We start from the raw sequence: 15135 nt of genomic DNA on the forward strand, positions 1-15135 counted from the left end.
GAAGAACATGCAGACTCACCGGTTGACGCCGGCAGCAGTTCTGCCGGAGGTTCTTCTGTTTCTGTCGTGCTGCTGCCGGTGCCGGCGGTGCCGTTTCCACCGGAAACGATCACCACCGCGCGACCGGCAGATCCGCGCCGTAGCGCGCCGGCCAGCGCTACCGCACCGCTTGGTTCCGCGCTGACACCGGCGCGGCGGAGAACCCCCAGCGCGTGGGTGATCGCGTCGTCGGTCACGCCGATCAGGTCGTCGACCCGGTGCCGAATGATCGGCCAGGGAACCGCGCCGGGCCGTTGCCCGCGCAGGCCGTCGGCGATCGTCATGGACGGTGGCAGCTCGGTCGGCGCGTCCCGGGCAACCGAAACGGCGTACCGACGTGCGGACGTCGGCTCCACCCCGACGACCCGCACCCGCCGGGACAACGCCGACGCGGCCAGGCACACGCCGGCCAGCAGGCCACCACCGCCGGTCGGTACGAAGATCGTCGTCACGCCCGGCACCTGCTCCAACACTTCGAGCCCGACGGTGCCGGCACCGGCCACCACCAGTTCGTCGTCGGAGGACGGCACGAAGACGGCACCGGTCGCCGCAGCGATGTCCGCGGCCCGACGGTCCCGTTCGACCACGCCACCGGCCACCCGAACCACGCTGGCGCCGAGTGCCCGGATCGCCTGGGTCTTGCCGTCGCTGGCCCCGGCGGCCATCACGATCGTCACCCTGATGCCCAACGCGGCACCGAGCATGGCGACGGCGATGCCGTGGTTACCGGACGAACCAGCCACCACCTCGTCCGCGTACCGCGCGAGCATCGCGTTCGCCGCGCCCCGGATCTTGAACGAGCCGCCGCGCTGGCGGTGCTCGGCCTTGAGCAGCACCCGCGAGTCCAGCGCCAGCACCGGGGTGCGATCCACCAGGCCCGTGATCCGGCCGGCGGCCATACGCACGTCCGCGAGGGTGGGCCCGACGCCTGTCGTCCTCATGGCCCGTCCACGGTGACCGCCCTGCGGTCGGTCTTGCCGCTGACCGTCGTGGGTAGGCGGTCGATCCGGGCGAACCGCCGGGGAATCATGTAGTGGGGCAGCGTCATCGCGAGATGCGCACGCAGCGCTGCGTCCGTCACCTCCGCCGACTCGGCCGCGACGTGCGCGATGAGGAAGACCCGGCCGCCGGCATCGGTACCCGCGGTGACCACCGCACCGGTGACGGCGGGGTGGGCCAGCAGCGCGCCCTCGATCTCGGCCGGGTCGATCCGGTAGCCCCGGACCTTGATCTGCCGGTCGATGCGCCCGAGGTACACGAGGTCACCGCCGGGCAACCGACGCGCCAGGTCGCCGGTGCGATACATGCGCGCGCCGGGCGCGCCGTGCGGGTCCGGCGCGAACCGGTCCGCGGTCAACGCCGGCCGGCCGCAGTAGCCGCGCGCGACCCCACAGCCACCGATCCACACCTCGCCGACGCCCCCGTCGGGCACGGCGTGCAGCTCGTCGTCGAGCAGGTGCACGCTGACACCGTCGATCGGTGTCCCGATCAGGTCGACCGTCGTGTCCGGGACCGGCGGCACGTCGAAACGGGTCGAGGTCATCGTGGTCTCGGTCGGGCCGTACTGGTTGATCATCCGTCCGGGCACGAAGTCCCGGCCGCCGGCGACGAGGAACGGCCGCAGCGACTCACCGCTGGACACGGTCAACCGCAGGTCGGGCAGATCGCTGCGCCGCAGCGACGTCAGGAAGGTCGGGGTGGCCGAGAGAATCGTGTTCACCCCCCACGTGCGGAGGGCCGCGACGAACTCACCGGCGCGCAGCAGGGTGGAGCGCGGCACCAGGACCACCTGCCCGCCGGCGACGAGCGGGGCGAACGTGTCCCGGATCGAGGCGTCGTACCCGAACGGCGCGAGTTGCAGCACCACGGTGTCCGGACCGAGTCGGTAGTCGTCGACGATGAACCGTAGATAGTTGGTGACGCCGCGGTGCTCCAGCAGGACCGCGTTCGGCGGCCCGGACGAGCCGGAGGTGTGACTGACGTAGGCGAGCGATCGGGGCGACACCGGTCGCAGGGTCGCCGGCGCGTCAGGCGCGTCGACGAACACGGTGGGGCCGTCGATGGGAAGCTCGAGCTGCCCGGCCCGGGACGGCGTGGTGACCAGGAACCGGGCCTGGGCGGTGCGCACCATCGCGGCCAGCCGCTGATCGGGCAACTCGGTGTTGAGGGTGAGGAAGGCACCGCCGGCCCGGAGCACGGCCGCCATCGCGATGACGGCCTCCGGGCCTCGGTCGACCATGACCGCGCAGACCTGCTCCGGTCCGACGCCCCGGGCCACCAGCGCCCGGGCCAGCCGGTCGGTCCGGGCGGCGAAGTCCTCGTAGCACAGGGCGGTGTCCGGGGTGACGATCGCCGGTGCGTCGGGCCGGGTCGTGGCGTGGGTCAGGATGTCGTCGAGAAAGGTGGTCACAGGCCCGCTCCGCCGCTCGGCCGGTCGGCGGCGCACCACTCCAGGACCGCCCGGGCGCTGTGGTACTTGTTCTCGGCCTGGGCGAAGGCGATGCTGTCGGGTCCGTCGAGTACCGCGGCGGTCACCTCCTCGCCCCGGTGCGCCGGCAGGTCGTGCATGAATATCGCGCCCGGGCAGGCGGCCATCAGCTCCTCGTTGACCTGGAACGGGGCGAACTCGGTACGCCAGTCGGGCGTCGGCTTCGTCGAACCCGTCGTCTGCCAACGGGTGGTGTAGACGACGTCGACCGGCGGCAGGCCGGACACGTCGTGCCGCTGCTCGACGCGCGCGCCGCTACGCCGGGCGGACACCGCCGCCTGATCGAGATACCGCTGCTCCACGCCGTACCCGGGCGGGGTGCGCAGGTGCAGCTCGGCGCCGGGGTACCGGGACAGCGCGAGCGTCAGCGCCGAGGCGGTGTTGTTCCCCTCCCCCACGTACAACACCCGTACGCCCTCGGCCCGACCGAAGTGCCGGACGATCGTGGTGAGATCGGCGAGGGCCTGCGTCGGGTGTTCGACCGCGCTCATCGCGTTGATCACCGACATGCGCTTCTGGGCGGCGTACGCGCGCAGCTCGGCCTCCGGCCCGACGGTACGGGCGACCAGGACGTCGAGCATGCCGGACAGCACCGCGCCGGTGTCCTCCACCGACTCGCCGGTGGCCAGTTGCAGGTCGTTCGGGCCGTACGTGATCAGGCTGGCGCCGAGTCGCAGCGCGCCGGCGGAGAACGCCGTCCGGGTACGGGTGGACGTCTTACGGAACAGCACGCCGACGACCGCCCCGGACAGGGGCCGGTCGGTTCCCGCGGAACCACGCGAGTACTCGGCGCCGCGCTGGACGATCCAGCGCAGTTGGTCGTCGGAGAGGTCGTCGATGGAGATCAGATGGCGTCGCTCGGTCATGCCGAGCCCCCTTCCAGGTGGCGATCGGCCGTGACACCAGAGCCTGCGCGAGGTGCGAACTGTCGAACAGGGACGGAGCCGCACGACGCGTCTGCGTCTTCGTCTCTATGGACGGTGTGGCCGGGCCCGGCAATATCGGGCTCAGCTATTCGGATCACCCGACCATGCCGGAGGGGCCATGACTGACGACGGTGTCTACCGCGTCGTGCGCAACGACGAGGAGCAGTACTCGATCTGGTGGGCCGACCGGGATCTGCCGCTCGGCTGGACCGCCGAAGGGACGTCCGGGTCGAAGCAGGAGTGCCTGGATCACATCGGGAAGGTGTGGTCGGACATGCGGCCGCGAAGCCTGCGGGAGCAGATGGCCCAGGCCTGACGGCCGAAGTTCGTACCGCACCTCCACCGCCCCGCCGCCCCGTCGAACACGGTGCGCGGCGGGGCGGCAGCACAACGTCCCCGCCGCCGAGGGCCGGCAGCTCAGCGCCGTGGACGCAGAAATCGACATCGACACGACTCTGAAACCGTGGTGGACGGGCAGCTCCAACTTCGAGGAGAAATGATGATCGCCCCGACAATTGAGTCCGAGGTCCGTAGTTACTGCCGAAGCTGGCCGATCGTGTTCGACCACGGGCGAGGCAGCCGAATGTTCGCCGACGACGGCCGCGCCTACCTTGACTTCTTCGCCGGCGCCGGCGCCCTCAACTACGGCCACAACCATCCGATCCTCAAGCGAGCCCTCCTCGATTACCTGGAACGGGACGGGGTCACGCACAGCCTCGACATGCTGACCGCCGCCAAACAGGACTTCCTCACCGAATTCGCGTCGCAGGTGCTCGTCCCCCGTGGCCTGGACTACCGCGTGCAGTTCACCGGGCCCACCGGTACGAACAGCGTCGAGGCCGCCCTCAAACTCGCCCGCAAAGTGACCGGACGCCACACCGTCGTCGCCTTCACCGGCGCCTTCCACGGCATGTCACTCGGCTCACTGGCCCTCACCGGTAACGCCACCCTGCGCGCCGGCGCCGGCGTCCCACTCGGAAACACCTGGCGCATCCCGTACGACGGCTTCGCCGGTGGTCAGGTGTCCGGGCTCACCCTGCTCGACACCATGCTCGCCGACAGCAGCAGCGGCATGGACCTACCGGCCGCCGTCATCGTGGAGACCGTGCAGGGCGAGGGCGGGATCAACCCGGCCCGCACGATCTGGCTCGCCGACCTCGCCGAGCTGTGCGCCCGCCGCAACGTGCTGCTGATCGTCGACGACATCCAGATGGGCTGCGGCCGCACCGGCCCGTTCTTCAGCTTCGAGCACGCCGGAATCACCCCCGACATCGTCTGCCTCTCCAAGTCCATAAGCGGATACGGCCTGCCGATGTCCCTCACTCTCTTCCGCCCCGAACTCGACGTGTGGCAACCCGGCGAACACAACGGAACCTTCCGTGGCAACAACTTCGCCTTCGTCACCGCGGCCGCCGCGCTGAAAGAATTCTGGGTCGACAGCAAACTGGAAAAGCAGACAGCGGAACGGGAGATCCTGCTAGAAGATTGGCTCGCGGAGCTCGCCGATCGGCACCAGGCGCACATCGCGACCTCGCGTGGCCGGGGCCTGGTGTGGGGTCTGGCCTTCCGGGAGCCGCACATTGCCCGACGAGTCGCCCAGGAGGCGTTCTCCCGTGGGCTGCTGGTGGAGAGGTCCGGGTCCACCGACGAGGTGCTGAAGCTCATGCCGCCCCTGACCCTGACAGACGACGAGCTGGCCGAGGGCCTCGGCATCCTGGAGCAGGCGGTGGCGGCAGCGGTCGCCGGCTGAGTCACACCCGACCGGACCGGGCGCCGCACGAGGTCATCCCCTCTGGCGGCGCTCATTCCGGTTCCTCGCCTGAGTGTTCGACCTCCCCGCTCCGGCGCCCCCGACCCTCCGGGCCCACTGCGCCCGGTGTGCCCTTGCCGAACCCAAGATCCGGGCAACTTCCCATCCTGGCAGCACCCGACCTCGCGCTTGTAAGTTCTGGCACGTGGGCGCCCGGTTGGCCTAGCTGCCGTCCGAGAGTCCCTCCTGCCCGGGCCGAAGGGGACTCTCGTCCGGGGCAGCGAACGGGCCGCCACCTGTCGGGGTGTAGGCAGGCGGGATGCGGGGTACCTCGCGCCCAACCCCGTACCCCCGGCCCAGGAGGCCCCCATGACCGTCGTACTCGCCGTTGTCTGCAGCGACGGGGTGGTGATCGGCGCGGACTCCCAGATCACCGATGGCGACCGCGGTCTGAGCTTCCCCGCCCAGAAGCTGCACCCACTGGGCTCCTGCGCCGCCTGGGGCGGCAGCGGCGCGCGGGGAGTACTCAACGACCTGCGCCCCCTCCTTAGTGACTCGGCCACCGCCATCCTCGAGGCACCCGACATCGGCGACGAGTTGCAGGAGCGCGTCCTGCCCGTCTTCAGAAAGCACTACGAGAACTACATCCCGGACGTGCCCGGCGAGGACGACGGCGGCGGGGTGTCGGCGTACCTCCTCGCGGCCGGCTACAGCCAGGGCGGGCCGTGGATCGTGGAGATCAACCCCAACGGGCTGATCGGCCGTTACGAGGACGTGGGCTTCCACGCCATCGGCTCCGGCGCGCCCATGGCTCAGCAGGCCGGCGCGCTGCTGTCCCACTTCCGGATGACCACGCGCACCGTCGAGTACGGCGTGGTGGGCGTGGTGCGGGTGCTGGAGGCGCTGGAGCGGACCTCGCCGTCGGTCGGCGGGCCGTTCAGCGTCGCGTGCATCCGCGAGGAGGGCGCCCACCACCTCGACGAGAAGGAGATCGCCAAGGCGCTGAAGGACTCCCAGCGCTGGTGCGACCTCGAACAGGAAGCGCTCGACCGGCTGTTCGACTGACGCCCGCGGGTGACGGCGACGACCGGCATGGTGACGGCCGCCGGGTGTCCACCGTTACAGGGGGGCGAGTTTCCGGCTCGGGCGGATCGCCGGCACCCCGCACGTTCGGGGTGCCGGGTCAGGCGGCGATCATGATGCGGTCGCCAATCCGCAGTGGGCCCTCGCGTTGGACAGCACCGTAGGCGCCGACGCAGGTCAGTTTGCCAAGGTCGAAGACCGGCACTCGGTTGAGCCGTGCGGCTGTGCGTAGCACGGCTGGGTCGTCGGGCAGGTCGGCGCCTTGGGCGAGGGTGGGCACCGCGCAGCGCGGGGTGGGTGCGACGATGCGGATCTCGGCGTGGGCGGCGACGGTCATGGTCTGGTCTTGCCAGGTGTTCTCTGCGAAGGGTGCGGGGTCGTCCAGGCGCACCACGATGTTCGGGCGGAACCGTCGCGGGTCCATCCGGCCGCCGGGGTGCCGCCGGGCCAAGGCGTCCAGGGTGGCGGTGGTGATCACGTGGACGGCGGCGAAGTCGACGAAGGTGTTGCCGGGGGTGCCGGCCGCGAGGCTGCTGTGGGTCATCGTTCCGGCGCCGCGCTCGGTCGGCGGGGTCAGCCGTTCCATGCTCGCGTCTTGCGGGAGGGTGTCGGTCAGCCGTACGGGTCGTCCCAGGGCTCGCGACAGTGCGGAGTTGGCGGTGGGTGCGCCGGTGTGGATCTGCTCGCCGTCGGGGCCGGTGACGACCACGCAGCCGTCCGGCTCGTAACGGGCGGCCATCGAGAGCAGGGCGCGCCACCTGCGAGGGTTCTTCGCGCTGGCGAGCAGGCCGGTCTCCTCGTCGATCAGGGCACAGCGGCGGTCACCCACGACGCCCGAGGCGTCCAGGCGCGCCTCGATGAGGTCCTCGCCACCCATGGACTTGACCGGGTACCGACCCAGCCACACCACTTCCCCCATGACTACCCCCAAAATCCGCGCTGCCCAAGATATCCGCGATCGGCCCCGTAGCGAGGTGGGCGATTCATGCACCGCCGTGAGCTCCGCCCGGTGCAACCGACGGATCTCCGCCCAGTCCTCCACGCTCAGCACCTCCCGATGCTTCCGGAAGGGGTCAAAATTCAGCCGGAACCACGGGGTCAGTTTTCAGGCGGAGCCGACAAAACGGAATAGAGCCGTGAGGAATGCATGCCCACTGGTGTGCTGCGCACCTTGCCCGGCGATCGGCACGCGGATAGCTTCCGAGAGGGAAATCCGAAAGCGAACAAGACGCGCTGCTCGACCGCCTCGACCCCACCTGGACCACACGACCGCAGCCCATCCAGTGATCCCGCCCTGCCATCGGCAGCAGGCCGCCGGGCCGACCATCAGCGGAGCCGCCCGCGGAGCAGCGACCTCGACAGTCACCTGGGCAAACCGGGAGGCCCGGTTAGTCTGCCGCAACAGCCGAAACGACGCCATGATCCTGACTCAAGAGATCAACCCAGCCAGACATCCTGGTATCTCCCGTTGGTCGTCAGAACGAGGCCAATCCTGCCATCCTCGCTGCCTGCCGCCGGCCGTGAGGTTTGCGCTGGCTTCTGGCGGACGGCTACCTGGTGATCGTCGACAACGCGCCCCGGCTGTTGCCGGACAGCGCCCAGGACCGGCACGTGCTCTTGTACCCTCGCCCGGGCAGTGCGCCACTGGGCCAGCCCACTCGGTCGACCGCAGGGGCAGGTCACCCCGTTCAGGGTCCTGCTGCTGTGCGACCGCAACGAACAGGCAGTGCAATTGCGGCACGACATTACGCAGGCACTCCGCAACGGGTGCTGAGCGACTCAAACTGCTCGCACTCCCGTCATCGGCTGCTTGCCGCCATGAACGGACGTCGACATGATCGGGTGGGCAGGCCGGCTGTCGGCCGACCGTTCGGCGCTACCGGCCTGCCGCTGGTTGCCGTTCGTGCGTGACAGCGGCCAATACGATGAAGGAGTGACCGAGTCCTCGCGCCCAGCGAAGAAGCCGTGGCTGCCGCCCCGTTGGTTCATTCGGCTGTTCTGGTCGGCTCACCGGGGCGTGTTCCGGCGATCCGGCGGCCGGGTCGGACTGTCGCGTCCACGCGGCAACCGGTACGGAATGCTGCGCCTGACCACCGTCGGGCGTCGCACCGGCCAGCAGCGCAGCGTGATCCTCGGGTACTTCGAGGACGACGGAAATCTGGTCTCGCTGGCCATGAACGGGTGGGGAAAGCCCGAGCCGGCCTGGTGGCTCAATCTGCAGGCGCACCCGGACGCAACCGTCGACCTGGTCGACGGACCGCGGCCGGTGCGTGGTCGTGCTGCGACGGGCGACGAACGGTCGCGGCTGTGGGCCCGCTGGCGTGAGATCGACAAGAACCTGGATGGCTACGCGGCGCGGCGGTCATCCGAAACCGCGGTGGTCGTCCTGGTACCCCGGCCCGGCACGCCTGAGGCATCGCGGGGCACCTCCTGATCGACTCGCTTTGTTGGATGGGCTGATCGATCACGCGTTCCGTCGCAGCGCGATGGGTCGGGGGGTCCAAAGATGATCTCGGATGTTGACCCATAGGTTGCCAGTGGCCGCCGGACTGGTCTCCCTGACGAGCGGTAGCTGCAAGGTAAGCCGCTGATTGCGTGGCATGTCGCCCTGGTGACTGCATCAACCCGGCGTGGTAGCCCATCGTGTTCCCGGCGGCCCTTGTGAAGGCTGACGGAGGAGGGACACCGTGACGGTACAGGTCGGATCGCTCGTCTACCGGGCAAGGAACCTGCCCCAGCATGCCGCTGCGGTGGGGGCTGTGTCAGCCGGGATACCGGCCATGCTGTTCGGCAGCTCGACGAAGCTGTGGAAGTTCGTCGACGCCGATGCGGTGGCCAAGGCGCTGGCAGTGCTGCAACAAGCGAACTGGGCCGGAGGATCGGCTGCGGTGCCGAGCGCAGTCGCGCTGAGCTACGTTGCCCCGTCCGGCGGGGAAAAGGCCGGCACCGTGCGCATCGGCCGGGGCCAGGCGGTCATCGAATACTCCACCCTGCTCGACCTACAGCAGACCGAGGTGTATCAGGCGCTGGTCCAGGGCGCGGCGTGGCTGGGCAGCCCCGGGTTCGCCGCGCTGGCCGCGGATACCGTGGCCGAACGTTGGCGGTTCTCCAGTTGGAGCGAGATAGGCACCGCGTTGAAGGGCTGGGTTCCGGGCACTCCCTACCCCCAGCAGTTGATGGCCTACCGTGTGGTCCGGCGTCCGGAGAGCGTGCTGACCTGGTATGACCCCGTCAACATGACGTTCGGCCGGTCTCAGTTCCGCAACTTCTTCGGCGCCTGTGGCCCCACCGCCAAATACCTCATCGGACGTATCCAGGACCTGGGTGGCCAAGTGGAGCTGGTGGCCGAGGAGAGCAGGCTGTGTGGCACCAACGGTGCTGCCGCGCTGGCCCAACTGGTCCAGGCCGACTATCCGGGCCCGGTACTGATCAACGTGGTGAACGACGCCATTCACGAGTTCGTCCTGGAACGGGCCACCGATGGTGCGACTGCCCTGTTCCAGGGATATATCGGCGCGTACGACGCGTTGTGGTGGGCCGAGCTCAACCAGGCCGAGGTCACTCTCAGTGGCAACGAGCTGAGCACGATGCAGAACCTGCGTACCACCTACGGCGGTGGCCGGGCGGTTCCGTTGCCCACCTTGCTGGCCAACCTGGGCACCTTCATGGAGGTCGACCAGCTGCGCAACGCTGGCATCGCCTGGCGGGCGCTGCCGTTCCTGCCGCAACAGAACCTCAACGACAACGGTCCGCCTTGCTTCGACGTCAGGGTGTGGCAGGTCACCCAGCCGCAGGCAGTGCTGAACGCGTTGCGAGGACGCCAGATCATCAACCAGCAGTTCACCTCATGGCTGAGCCTGGCGGTGCTCAAGGAGGCCGAGAACGTCGCCCCGCAGTAGAGGGACCGGATGTCAAGGTCGGTCGAGGACTGCGGTTCAGTCCCCACCGCACGTGGGCCGGGCATCGACGCTCCGATCGTCGGACAGCCTCTTCACGCAACCATCGCGAGTAGCTGAAGCGATCCAGGACGGACGCCGCCCGGGCACCCGCCAGCACTCCGAGCGGTTAGCGGCTAGTTGAGGATGTTCGAGCAGCGATATGCGCCAGTTCAACTGGAACAGTTGGCGAACCGGTCGATAGGGTCTTTCGGGTGCTGCTAAGGGTTCTCGGCGGGTGCGGTGCATGGCCAGAGGCGGGTCAGGCATGCAGCGGCTACCTCGTGGAGCACGACGGGTTCCGGCTGCTCGTCGATCTCGGCTATGCGACCGTGCCGCGCCTGCTGGAACACATCACCGCGGACCAGGCCGACGCGGTGTTCATCAGCCACGGACATCCCGATCATTGCGCCGACCTGAATCCGCTGCTGCGGGCGCGAGCGTTGCGTGATGATCCGTCGGTGCCGCTACCGGTGTACGCGCTGCCTGGCGCGCTGGATACGGTGTTAGCGCTGGACCGCCCCGGGATGCTGGATGCCGCCTACGTTCTGCATGAGATCACCGTCGGCAGCCGCCTCGACATCGGCCCGTTCCGGGCCCAGACCCAATTACTGCCGCACTGGGTGCCAAATGCCGGCGTACGGCTGGCTGCGGGCGACCGGGTTCTCGCGTACACCGGTGACACCGGCCCGAGCCCCGACGTGGTGGAACTGGCGCGCGACGCCGACCTGCTGCTGGCCGAGGCCACCTACGTCGATGAGGTGCCGGAGGACTCCCGGCGCTACCTGTCGAGTGCGCGCCAGGTAGGTCGGCAGGCCGCCGAAGCCGGCGCCAGACACCTACTACTGACCCACCTGTGGCCAGGCACGGATCCGACGGCTGCGCGATCCGCAGCCGGTCACTGGTACGACGGTGAGATCGGCGTCGCCACTGCTGACCTAGTCCGGGACCTGCCCTAGACCTCGGCGTCCTCTCAGCTTTAGAGACGTCCACGCCGGACAAACCCTCACTCCGGCGCAGTTCGCAAACGCACTCTCATCGGCCACGATCGAGTGCGCTGCGCCGGGCAGCGGCCAACGCGCGGATTGCGGCATGAGCGGGTGTCGCCGGACGCGTTCAGTCCGGATCCGCCATCTCGCGACGGGGCTACCGTTCAACGTGGGCGGCGAGGTTTGCCAGCGAGGACGTGAGCCCGGCCGCGTGATCCTCTGCGGAGATGCCAGAGGGCACGTCGTCGGCTCGGATGTCCACCCGCGTCCCATCGTCGGTTGCTTTGACCTCCCAGGTCATCGTCATGGTGCCCGCATAGTCGGGATCGTCGGCGACGAAGTTGACGGCGTGCACCACCCGGACACCGGGGACGATGTCAACGAAGCGCGCCTCGACGATGTCGGAGTCCGCGGTGGCCTTGCCCGACGAGGTCGAGGCGTCCGCGTAGGTAAGCACCATCCGGTACGACCCACCCGGCCGGGCATCGAACCGTTCGAACCTACCGCTCATCCCCGCGGGCGGAAGCCACGCGACGAGGGCGTCTGGATCGACGAGCGCAGCGTAGACACGATCGGGAGGGGCCGCGATCACCCGCGAGGCTCTGTCCGTGCGTGGCATAGCCCCATCATGGCGCATCGTCCAGGCCCCACCTCGGCAGGGCCGCACGCGGGCACCGGCCGACTTCAATGTCGCCCTCGGTGACAGCGGTTCGCGGCCAGATGAGTGAACCGGCACGGCTGCTTCGCTATTGACCGTACGATCGACGCAGCCGTCCGTTGATCAGGACGTTGAGCCGGAACCGCATGTGCCCGATCTTGCTGGCCGTCGGCTCCGGTCCCGGCGTCAGCAGCGTCCAGCGCAGCCGACTCTCATATCCATCCTGCTCGATATCGAACCGGATCCGTTCGTCGAGCCTGTCCGGCCAAAGAGAGGACCAGACCACGAGACTCGGTTCGAGGCTGTCCAGGACCTGTGGGTCGACCTCGTCATCAAGCAGGTCCAACCATTGCCGAGCCGCGGGATCGCGAGGCCGGATCAGCGATGCCCAGACAACTCGGGGAGGCGCCGGCTGGGACCGCATTCGGCTACCCAGCTCGATCACAGGCCCGAGCATATCGGCCCCACTGGTCCAGGGGAGCGCCCGCGTGGCGGGAGATCCGTGCGTTCGCTGTACAGGAGGCCGCTTGGCGCGAGTGCTGGCTCATGGGAGGTCGGGTTCTGGGTGCTCGGCGACGAACCGCTCGCCCGTCTCGTCGTCGATCAACGAGTTCTCGACCAGCCATTCCACCGCCCGCCGCTTGGCGCGCGTGTCGCGAAACGCGAGCCACGCCGGCAGTAGGTGCGGATACTCCTCATGCAACTCGTTGTTGAACCGGCGGAAGGCGCCCCTGCCCTGGATCGCTTGTACGAGCCTGCGGCTGGCCGCCGCGCCACTGATCCGTTCGGCCTCGTCTGAACTTCCTCGATGCGGCGCGCGCGGCTTTGGAATGACACGCATCGGAAGGTGAGCACCCTGCACGGGGACGACAGCCGCGCACTCTTCGATCCGACCGTACGCCAGTGTCGACCGGCTCCACTATCACCCACGGTGACGAACGCTTCGCGGCATGAGCGCGAAAGCCGCACCCGTCCGCATGTCGGCTAACCAGTTACGGCGTTTGCGGAGGATCGGCCGGGCGGCTGCTGGCGTTGTATGAGTTCTTGGCGGCGACAACGGCCGGCTGGATATGTTCGGGGTCGACGCCGTGGACGTTCAGCGGCGGGTGCATACGCCGGACAAGTTCGGTCTCGATGGTCGCCGGTTCCGGGTCCTGCGCCCAGGTCAAGCGCAGGTGTGTGTGCATCCACGTGGTCAGCCGCGCCTCATCCTCGGAGACCAGGACGACCCGGTCGGTCCAGGTCGTTCGGTATCTCTCGGACACCAGAAGCCCGGCCAGGGTACGGCGCAGCGTCGAGCTGCCCGAACGCCTCAGATGGTTGCGCAGGATCCGCCCTCGCAGGCTGGTCGCCCGTCCGAGGTACAGCAGCCGTAACGACGGGACGTTCTCATTCGGCAGCCCGGGAAGATCGGGCAGGACCGACGGGGCAGCCCACCAGGCGTAGACACCGCTGCCCCGACTGAGCCGCTTGACGGCAGCGTTGAGCTCGACCGGCACGCCGCAGAGCAGCCGCAGAGCCTCGTCGACGCGGACTTCGTCGGTGGGCACGTCGTCGTGTCGCCGTTCGGGAATGGTCATCGAGACCATCGTAGGTCCCGGGCAGATCGTGGCCGGGGCCGGAAGGACCGGCTGCCCCACGCAACGGCACCTGCACCACCCTGGCGGGACGCTGCCATGCGCTCGGTGCGGCATGAGAGTGCGTGTCTGCGCGACTTATGTCTTGTGTATATGAATGGGATCAGCGCAGCGAACGGCGACGGTCGACCGCTCACCGCTTGTTGAGATGCGGGAAAGGCTCGTCCGGCACCGCCAGATTCAATGCGCGGCATAGCGGCCTCCAGCCGTCGATGACTGTCCACTCCACGAGCCGTTCCGGTGGACACGACGCGCGGACGGACTGATTGTGCCGCTCATAGCAGGCAATGGCGTGACCTCTGTCCAGCACGCACTCCCACCCGCCGAAGTCCTCCTCCCATACACGGTTGAGAAGCGCTGTCACCGGCGGCGGCCCAATATCCTTCCCAGGCGCCGTCCAAGCGTGGATCGACGCTCGCACGCTGTCATACCACTCATCCGAAGGACGGACGGAGAGCAAGATCGGAGCGTCCGGCCATATGCGCGCGAAATCCTGCCACTGCCAGCAGCCCGGCCAATCGACGGTCGACCGCCACCCCTTGAGCACTGAGCGCCAATCGACCGGCGCGCCGTCATGGTGCTCATTCCAGACGTCAGCCAAGTCGGGATGCGCCCACATCTCTTGCATCTGTAAGCAGGGCCCGACACCGAGACGATCGAGCGCCGCAGCCAAGGAGGTCGTTCCTGTGCGACCCCAGCCAGCCCCGATCAAACGCATCCGACCATGCTTGCATGGCGGACGTGATTAGGGCAGTACGCTCACACCGGCACAATCGAACGCAGGGCATCAACGATCTTCGTCGCACTGGGTAGCGTCCGATTCGCGGCAAATCCGTGCGCTGCCCTTTCCCGGGTGACTCTGCCGCGGATTAGACACGGGAATGACCCGCGTCCTGTTCGGTGCACACCCCAGCGTCGAACGCCAGCAGGCACCACGACGCGTATCCCCGACGAGCCCACGGCATGGCCGCCGAAGAGGGACACATGTCGGGCCGCCCGTCGCGCCCGCTGCGCGGCAGATCCGCGTGCTATCCGCCGCCAGGTGTGGGAAGGTCCTCACCGCTGATCACCATGCAGCCGAACATCTCGCCGAGGACGGCCCGCTGGTGCTCAGCCAGCGGATTCGCGAACACCACCACCCGAACCTGCCTCGCCCGACACGCATCGGCGACTTCGCGGGCCTTGCCCGCGCTCACCAACGTCCGCCGCGAGAACGGAGCAGCCATCTTGTCCGCGCCACCGTGCGAGACACCCCGGCGCTGAACGAGCCGGCCCACGACCCGCGCACCGTACGCCTCCACCACAGCGGCCAAGAGGTCCAGTTTGGTATCCATCTCGGTGTCCTTCGCCGAGAACAGGCCCACGAGTAACACCTCGGCCCCCGGCAGCACTCGCGCTGACTCCGTTCGGCGTTGAATCACGCAGCGATCATGCCAACGCCGACCGCCGGGGCACTCATCAGCACGAGCGCGCGCAGCGGGCAGCCTGCGTGCGCCTCACGATGCGGACCACCTCTGCTGGCTGCCGAGCAAACTCGGCGGCAGATCCGTGCACCGCGAGGGCTGGTCACCGTCGTGGGTCACCGGGCCGGTCGCGGTCACCATCGCTGGGCGCAGCAGATGCCGAAGAA

General features: G+C 68.7%; 15 protein-coding genes and 1 pseudogene. 6 read left to right on the plus strand and 10 right to left on the minus strand.

The genetic code is table 11. The features are described 5' to 3' along the window. Nucleotides 1-38: 38 nt before the first annotated feature. From ACFY2A_RS28165 to ACFY2A_RS28175, 3 genes and pseudogenes are all read right to left on the minus strand, one after another. Nucleotides 39-980 (minus strand): annotated as a pseudogene (locus ACFY2A_RS28165) (threonine/serine dehydratase); the annotation flags it as partial. Further along, on the minus strand, nt 977-2449 hold the full coding sequence (locus ACFY2A_RS28170) for an amino acid adenylation domain-containing protein (protein WP_387176036.1): 1473 nt from the start codon (nt 2447-2449) through the stop codon (nt 977-979). The pseudogene ACFY2A_RS28165 and the gene ACFY2A_RS28170, both read right to left, overlap by 4 nt. After that, a complete protein-coding gene (locus ACFY2A_RS28175) occupies nt 2446-3393 on the minus strand; it encodes an ornithine carbamoyltransferase (protein ID WP_387176038.1) in 948 nt (315 codons plus the stop codon). Before ACFY2A_RS28175 ends, ACFY2A_RS28170 begins: the two co-directional genes overlap by 4 nt. Nucleotides 3394-3571: 178 nt before the next feature. Between ACFY2A_RS28175 and ACFY2A_RS28180 the strand changes: the two genes are divergently transcribed. The 3 genes from ACFY2A_RS28180 to ACFY2A_RS28190 all read left to right on the plus strand — a co-directional run bounded on the left by ACFY2A_RS28180 (nt 3572) and on the right by ACFY2A_RS28190 (nt 6268). Beyond that, nucleotides 3572-3769, plus strand: a complete 198-nt coding sequence (locus tag ACFY2A_RS28180; protein ID WP_387176041.1) for an MbtH family protein — start codon at nt 3572-3574, stop codon at nt 3767-3769. 180 nt (nt 3770-3949) lie between these two features. Continuing rightward, nucleotides 3950-5203, plus strand: a complete 1254-nt coding sequence (gene ectB / locus ACFY2A_RS28185; protein ID WP_387176066.1) for a diaminobutyrate--2-oxoglutarate transaminase — start codon at nt 3950-3952, stop codon at nt 5201-5203. A gap of 369 nt (nt 5204-5572) precedes the next feature. Beyond that, on the plus strand, nt 5573-6268 hold the full coding sequence (locus tag ACFY2A_RS28190; RefSeq protein WP_387176043.1) for a proteasome protein: 696 nt from the start codon (nt 5573-5575) through the stop codon (nt 6266-6268). A gap of 118 nt (nt 6269-6386) precedes the next feature. Here the strand turns inward: ACFY2A_RS28190 and ACFY2A_RS28195 are convergent, their stop codons facing one another. Continuing rightward, a complete protein-coding gene (locus ACFY2A_RS28195; RefSeq protein ID WP_387176045.1) occupies nt 6387-7205 on the minus strand; it encodes an MOSC domain-containing protein in 819 nt (272 codons plus the stop codon). A 915-nt stretch (nt 7206-8120) separates the two neighbouring features. Here ACFY2A_RS28195 and ACFY2A_RS28200 point away from each other — a divergent pair. The 3 genes from ACFY2A_RS28200 to ACFY2A_RS28210 all read left to right on the plus strand — a co-directional run bounded on the left by ACFY2A_RS28200 (nt 8121) and on the right by ACFY2A_RS28210 (nt 11180). Next, on the plus strand, nt 8121-8720 hold the full coding sequence (locus ACFY2A_RS28200) for a nitroreductase/quinone reductase family protein (RefSeq protein WP_387176047.1): 600 nt from the start codon (nt 8121-8123) through the stop codon (nt 8718-8720). Between the two features lie 253 nt (nt 8721-8973). Continuing rightward, the gene (locus tag ACFY2A_RS28205) at nt 8974-10185 is read left to right on the plus strand and encodes a hypothetical protein (protein WP_387176049.1); all 1212 of its coding nucleotides are present in this window, start codon (nt 8974-8976) and stop codon (nt 10183-10185) included. 251 nt (nt 10186-10436) lie between these two features. After that, the gene (locus ACFY2A_RS28210) at nt 10437-11180 is read left to right on the plus strand and encodes an MBL fold metallo-hydrolase (RefSeq protein ID WP_387176051.1); all 744 of its coding nucleotides are present in this window, start codon (nt 10437-10439) and stop codon (nt 11178-11180) included. Between the two features lie 187 nt (nt 11181-11367). On the opposite strand, the gene ACFY2A_RS28215 is transcribed toward ACFY2A_RS28210, so the two are convergent. The 6 genes from ACFY2A_RS28215 to ACFY2A_RS28240 all read right to left on the minus strand — a co-directional run bounded on the left by ACFY2A_RS28215 (nt 11368) and on the right by ACFY2A_RS28240 (nt 14869). After that, nucleotides 11368-11829 (minus strand): SRPBCC family protein, encoded by a 462-nt coding sequence (locus tag ACFY2A_RS28215; protein ID WP_387176053.1) that lies wholly within the window; start codon nt 11827-11829, stop codon nt 11368-11370. Between the two features lie 127 nt (nt 11830-11956). Continuing rightward, nucleotides 11957-12214 carry a hypothetical protein gene (locus ACFY2A_RS28220; protein WP_387176055.1) on the minus strand — a complete coding sequence of 86 codons (258 nt, stop codon included), beginning with the start codon at nt 12212-12214 and terminating at the stop codon, nt 11957-11959. A gap of 198 nt (nt 12215-12412) precedes the next feature. Next, complete coding sequence (locus ACFY2A_RS28225) at nt 12413-12709, minus strand: UPF0158 family protein (protein WP_387176057.1); 297 nt, start codon at nt 12707-12709, stop codon at nt 12413-12415. Between the two features lie 151 nt (nt 12710-12860). Further along, nucleotides 12861-13448 carry a GIY-YIG nuclease family protein gene (locus ACFY2A_RS28230; protein WP_387176059.1) on the minus strand — a complete coding sequence of 196 codons (588 nt, stop codon included), beginning with the start codon at nt 13446-13448 and terminating at the stop codon, nt 12861-12863. Between the two features lie 190 nt (nt 13449-13638). After that, on the minus strand, nt 13639-14223 hold the full coding sequence (locus tag ACFY2A_RS28235; RefSeq protein ID WP_387176061.1) for a sulfotransferase family protein: 585 nt from the start codon (nt 14221-14223) through the stop codon (nt 13639-13641). Between the two features lie 310 nt (nt 14224-14533). Beyond that, nucleotides 14534-14869, minus strand: a complete 336-nt coding sequence (locus ACFY2A_RS28240) for a hypothetical protein (RefSeq protein WP_363919419.1) — start codon at nt 14867-14869, stop codon at nt 14534-14536. Nucleotides 14870-15135: the final 266 nt, after the last annotated feature.

The organism is Micromonospora sp. NPDC000442, assembly GCF_042898635.1.
GTDB lineage: Bacteria > Actinomycetota > Actinomycetes > Mycobacteriales > Micromonosporaceae > Micromonospora.

What these genes read in the sequence shown, in the direction of transcription:
- ACFY2A_RS28175 (WP_387176038.1), bottom strand. Translation starts at nt 3,393, where the DNA reads ATGACCGAGCGACGCCATCTGATCTCCATCGACGACCTCTCCGACGAC.
- ACFY2A_RS28180 (WP_387176041.1), top strand. Translation starts at nt 3,572, where the DNA reads ATGACTGACGACGGTGTCTACCGCGTCGTGCGCAACGACGAGGAGCAG.
- ectB (WP_387176066.1), top strand. Translation starts at nt 3,950, where the DNA reads ATGATGATCGCCCCGACAATTGAGTCCGAGGTCCGTAGTTACTGCCGA.
- ACFY2A_RS28190 (WP_387176043.1), top strand. Translation starts at nt 5,573, where the DNA reads ATGACCGTCGTACTCGCCGTTGTCTGCAGCGACGGGGTGGTGATCGGC.
- ACFY2A_RS28195 (WP_387176045.1), bottom strand. Translation starts at nt 7,205, where the DNA reads ATGGGGGAAGTGGTGTGGCTGGGTCGGTACCCGGTCAAGTCCATGGGT.
- ACFY2A_RS28200 (WP_387176047.1), top strand. Translation starts at nt 8,121, where the DNA reads ATGATCGGGTGGGCAGGCCGGCTGTCGGCCGACCGTTCGGCGCTACCG.
- ACFY2A_RS28215 (WP_387176053.1), bottom strand. Translation starts at nt 11,829, where the DNA reads ATGCCACGCACGGACAGAGCCTCGCGGGTGATCGCGGCCCCTCCCGAT.
- ACFY2A_RS28225 (WP_387176057.1), bottom strand. Translation starts at nt 12,709, where the DNA reads ATGCGTGTCATTCCAAAGCCGCGCGCGCCGCATCGAGGAAGTTCAGAC.
- ACFY2A_RS28230 (WP_387176059.1), bottom strand. Translation starts at nt 13,448, where the DNA reads ATGACCATTCCCGAACGGCGACACGACGACGTGCCCACCGACGAAGTC.
- ACFY2A_RS28235 (WP_387176061.1), bottom strand. Translation starts at nt 14,223, where the DNA reads ATGCGTTTGATCGGGGCTGGCTGGGGTCGCACAGGAACGACCTCCTTG.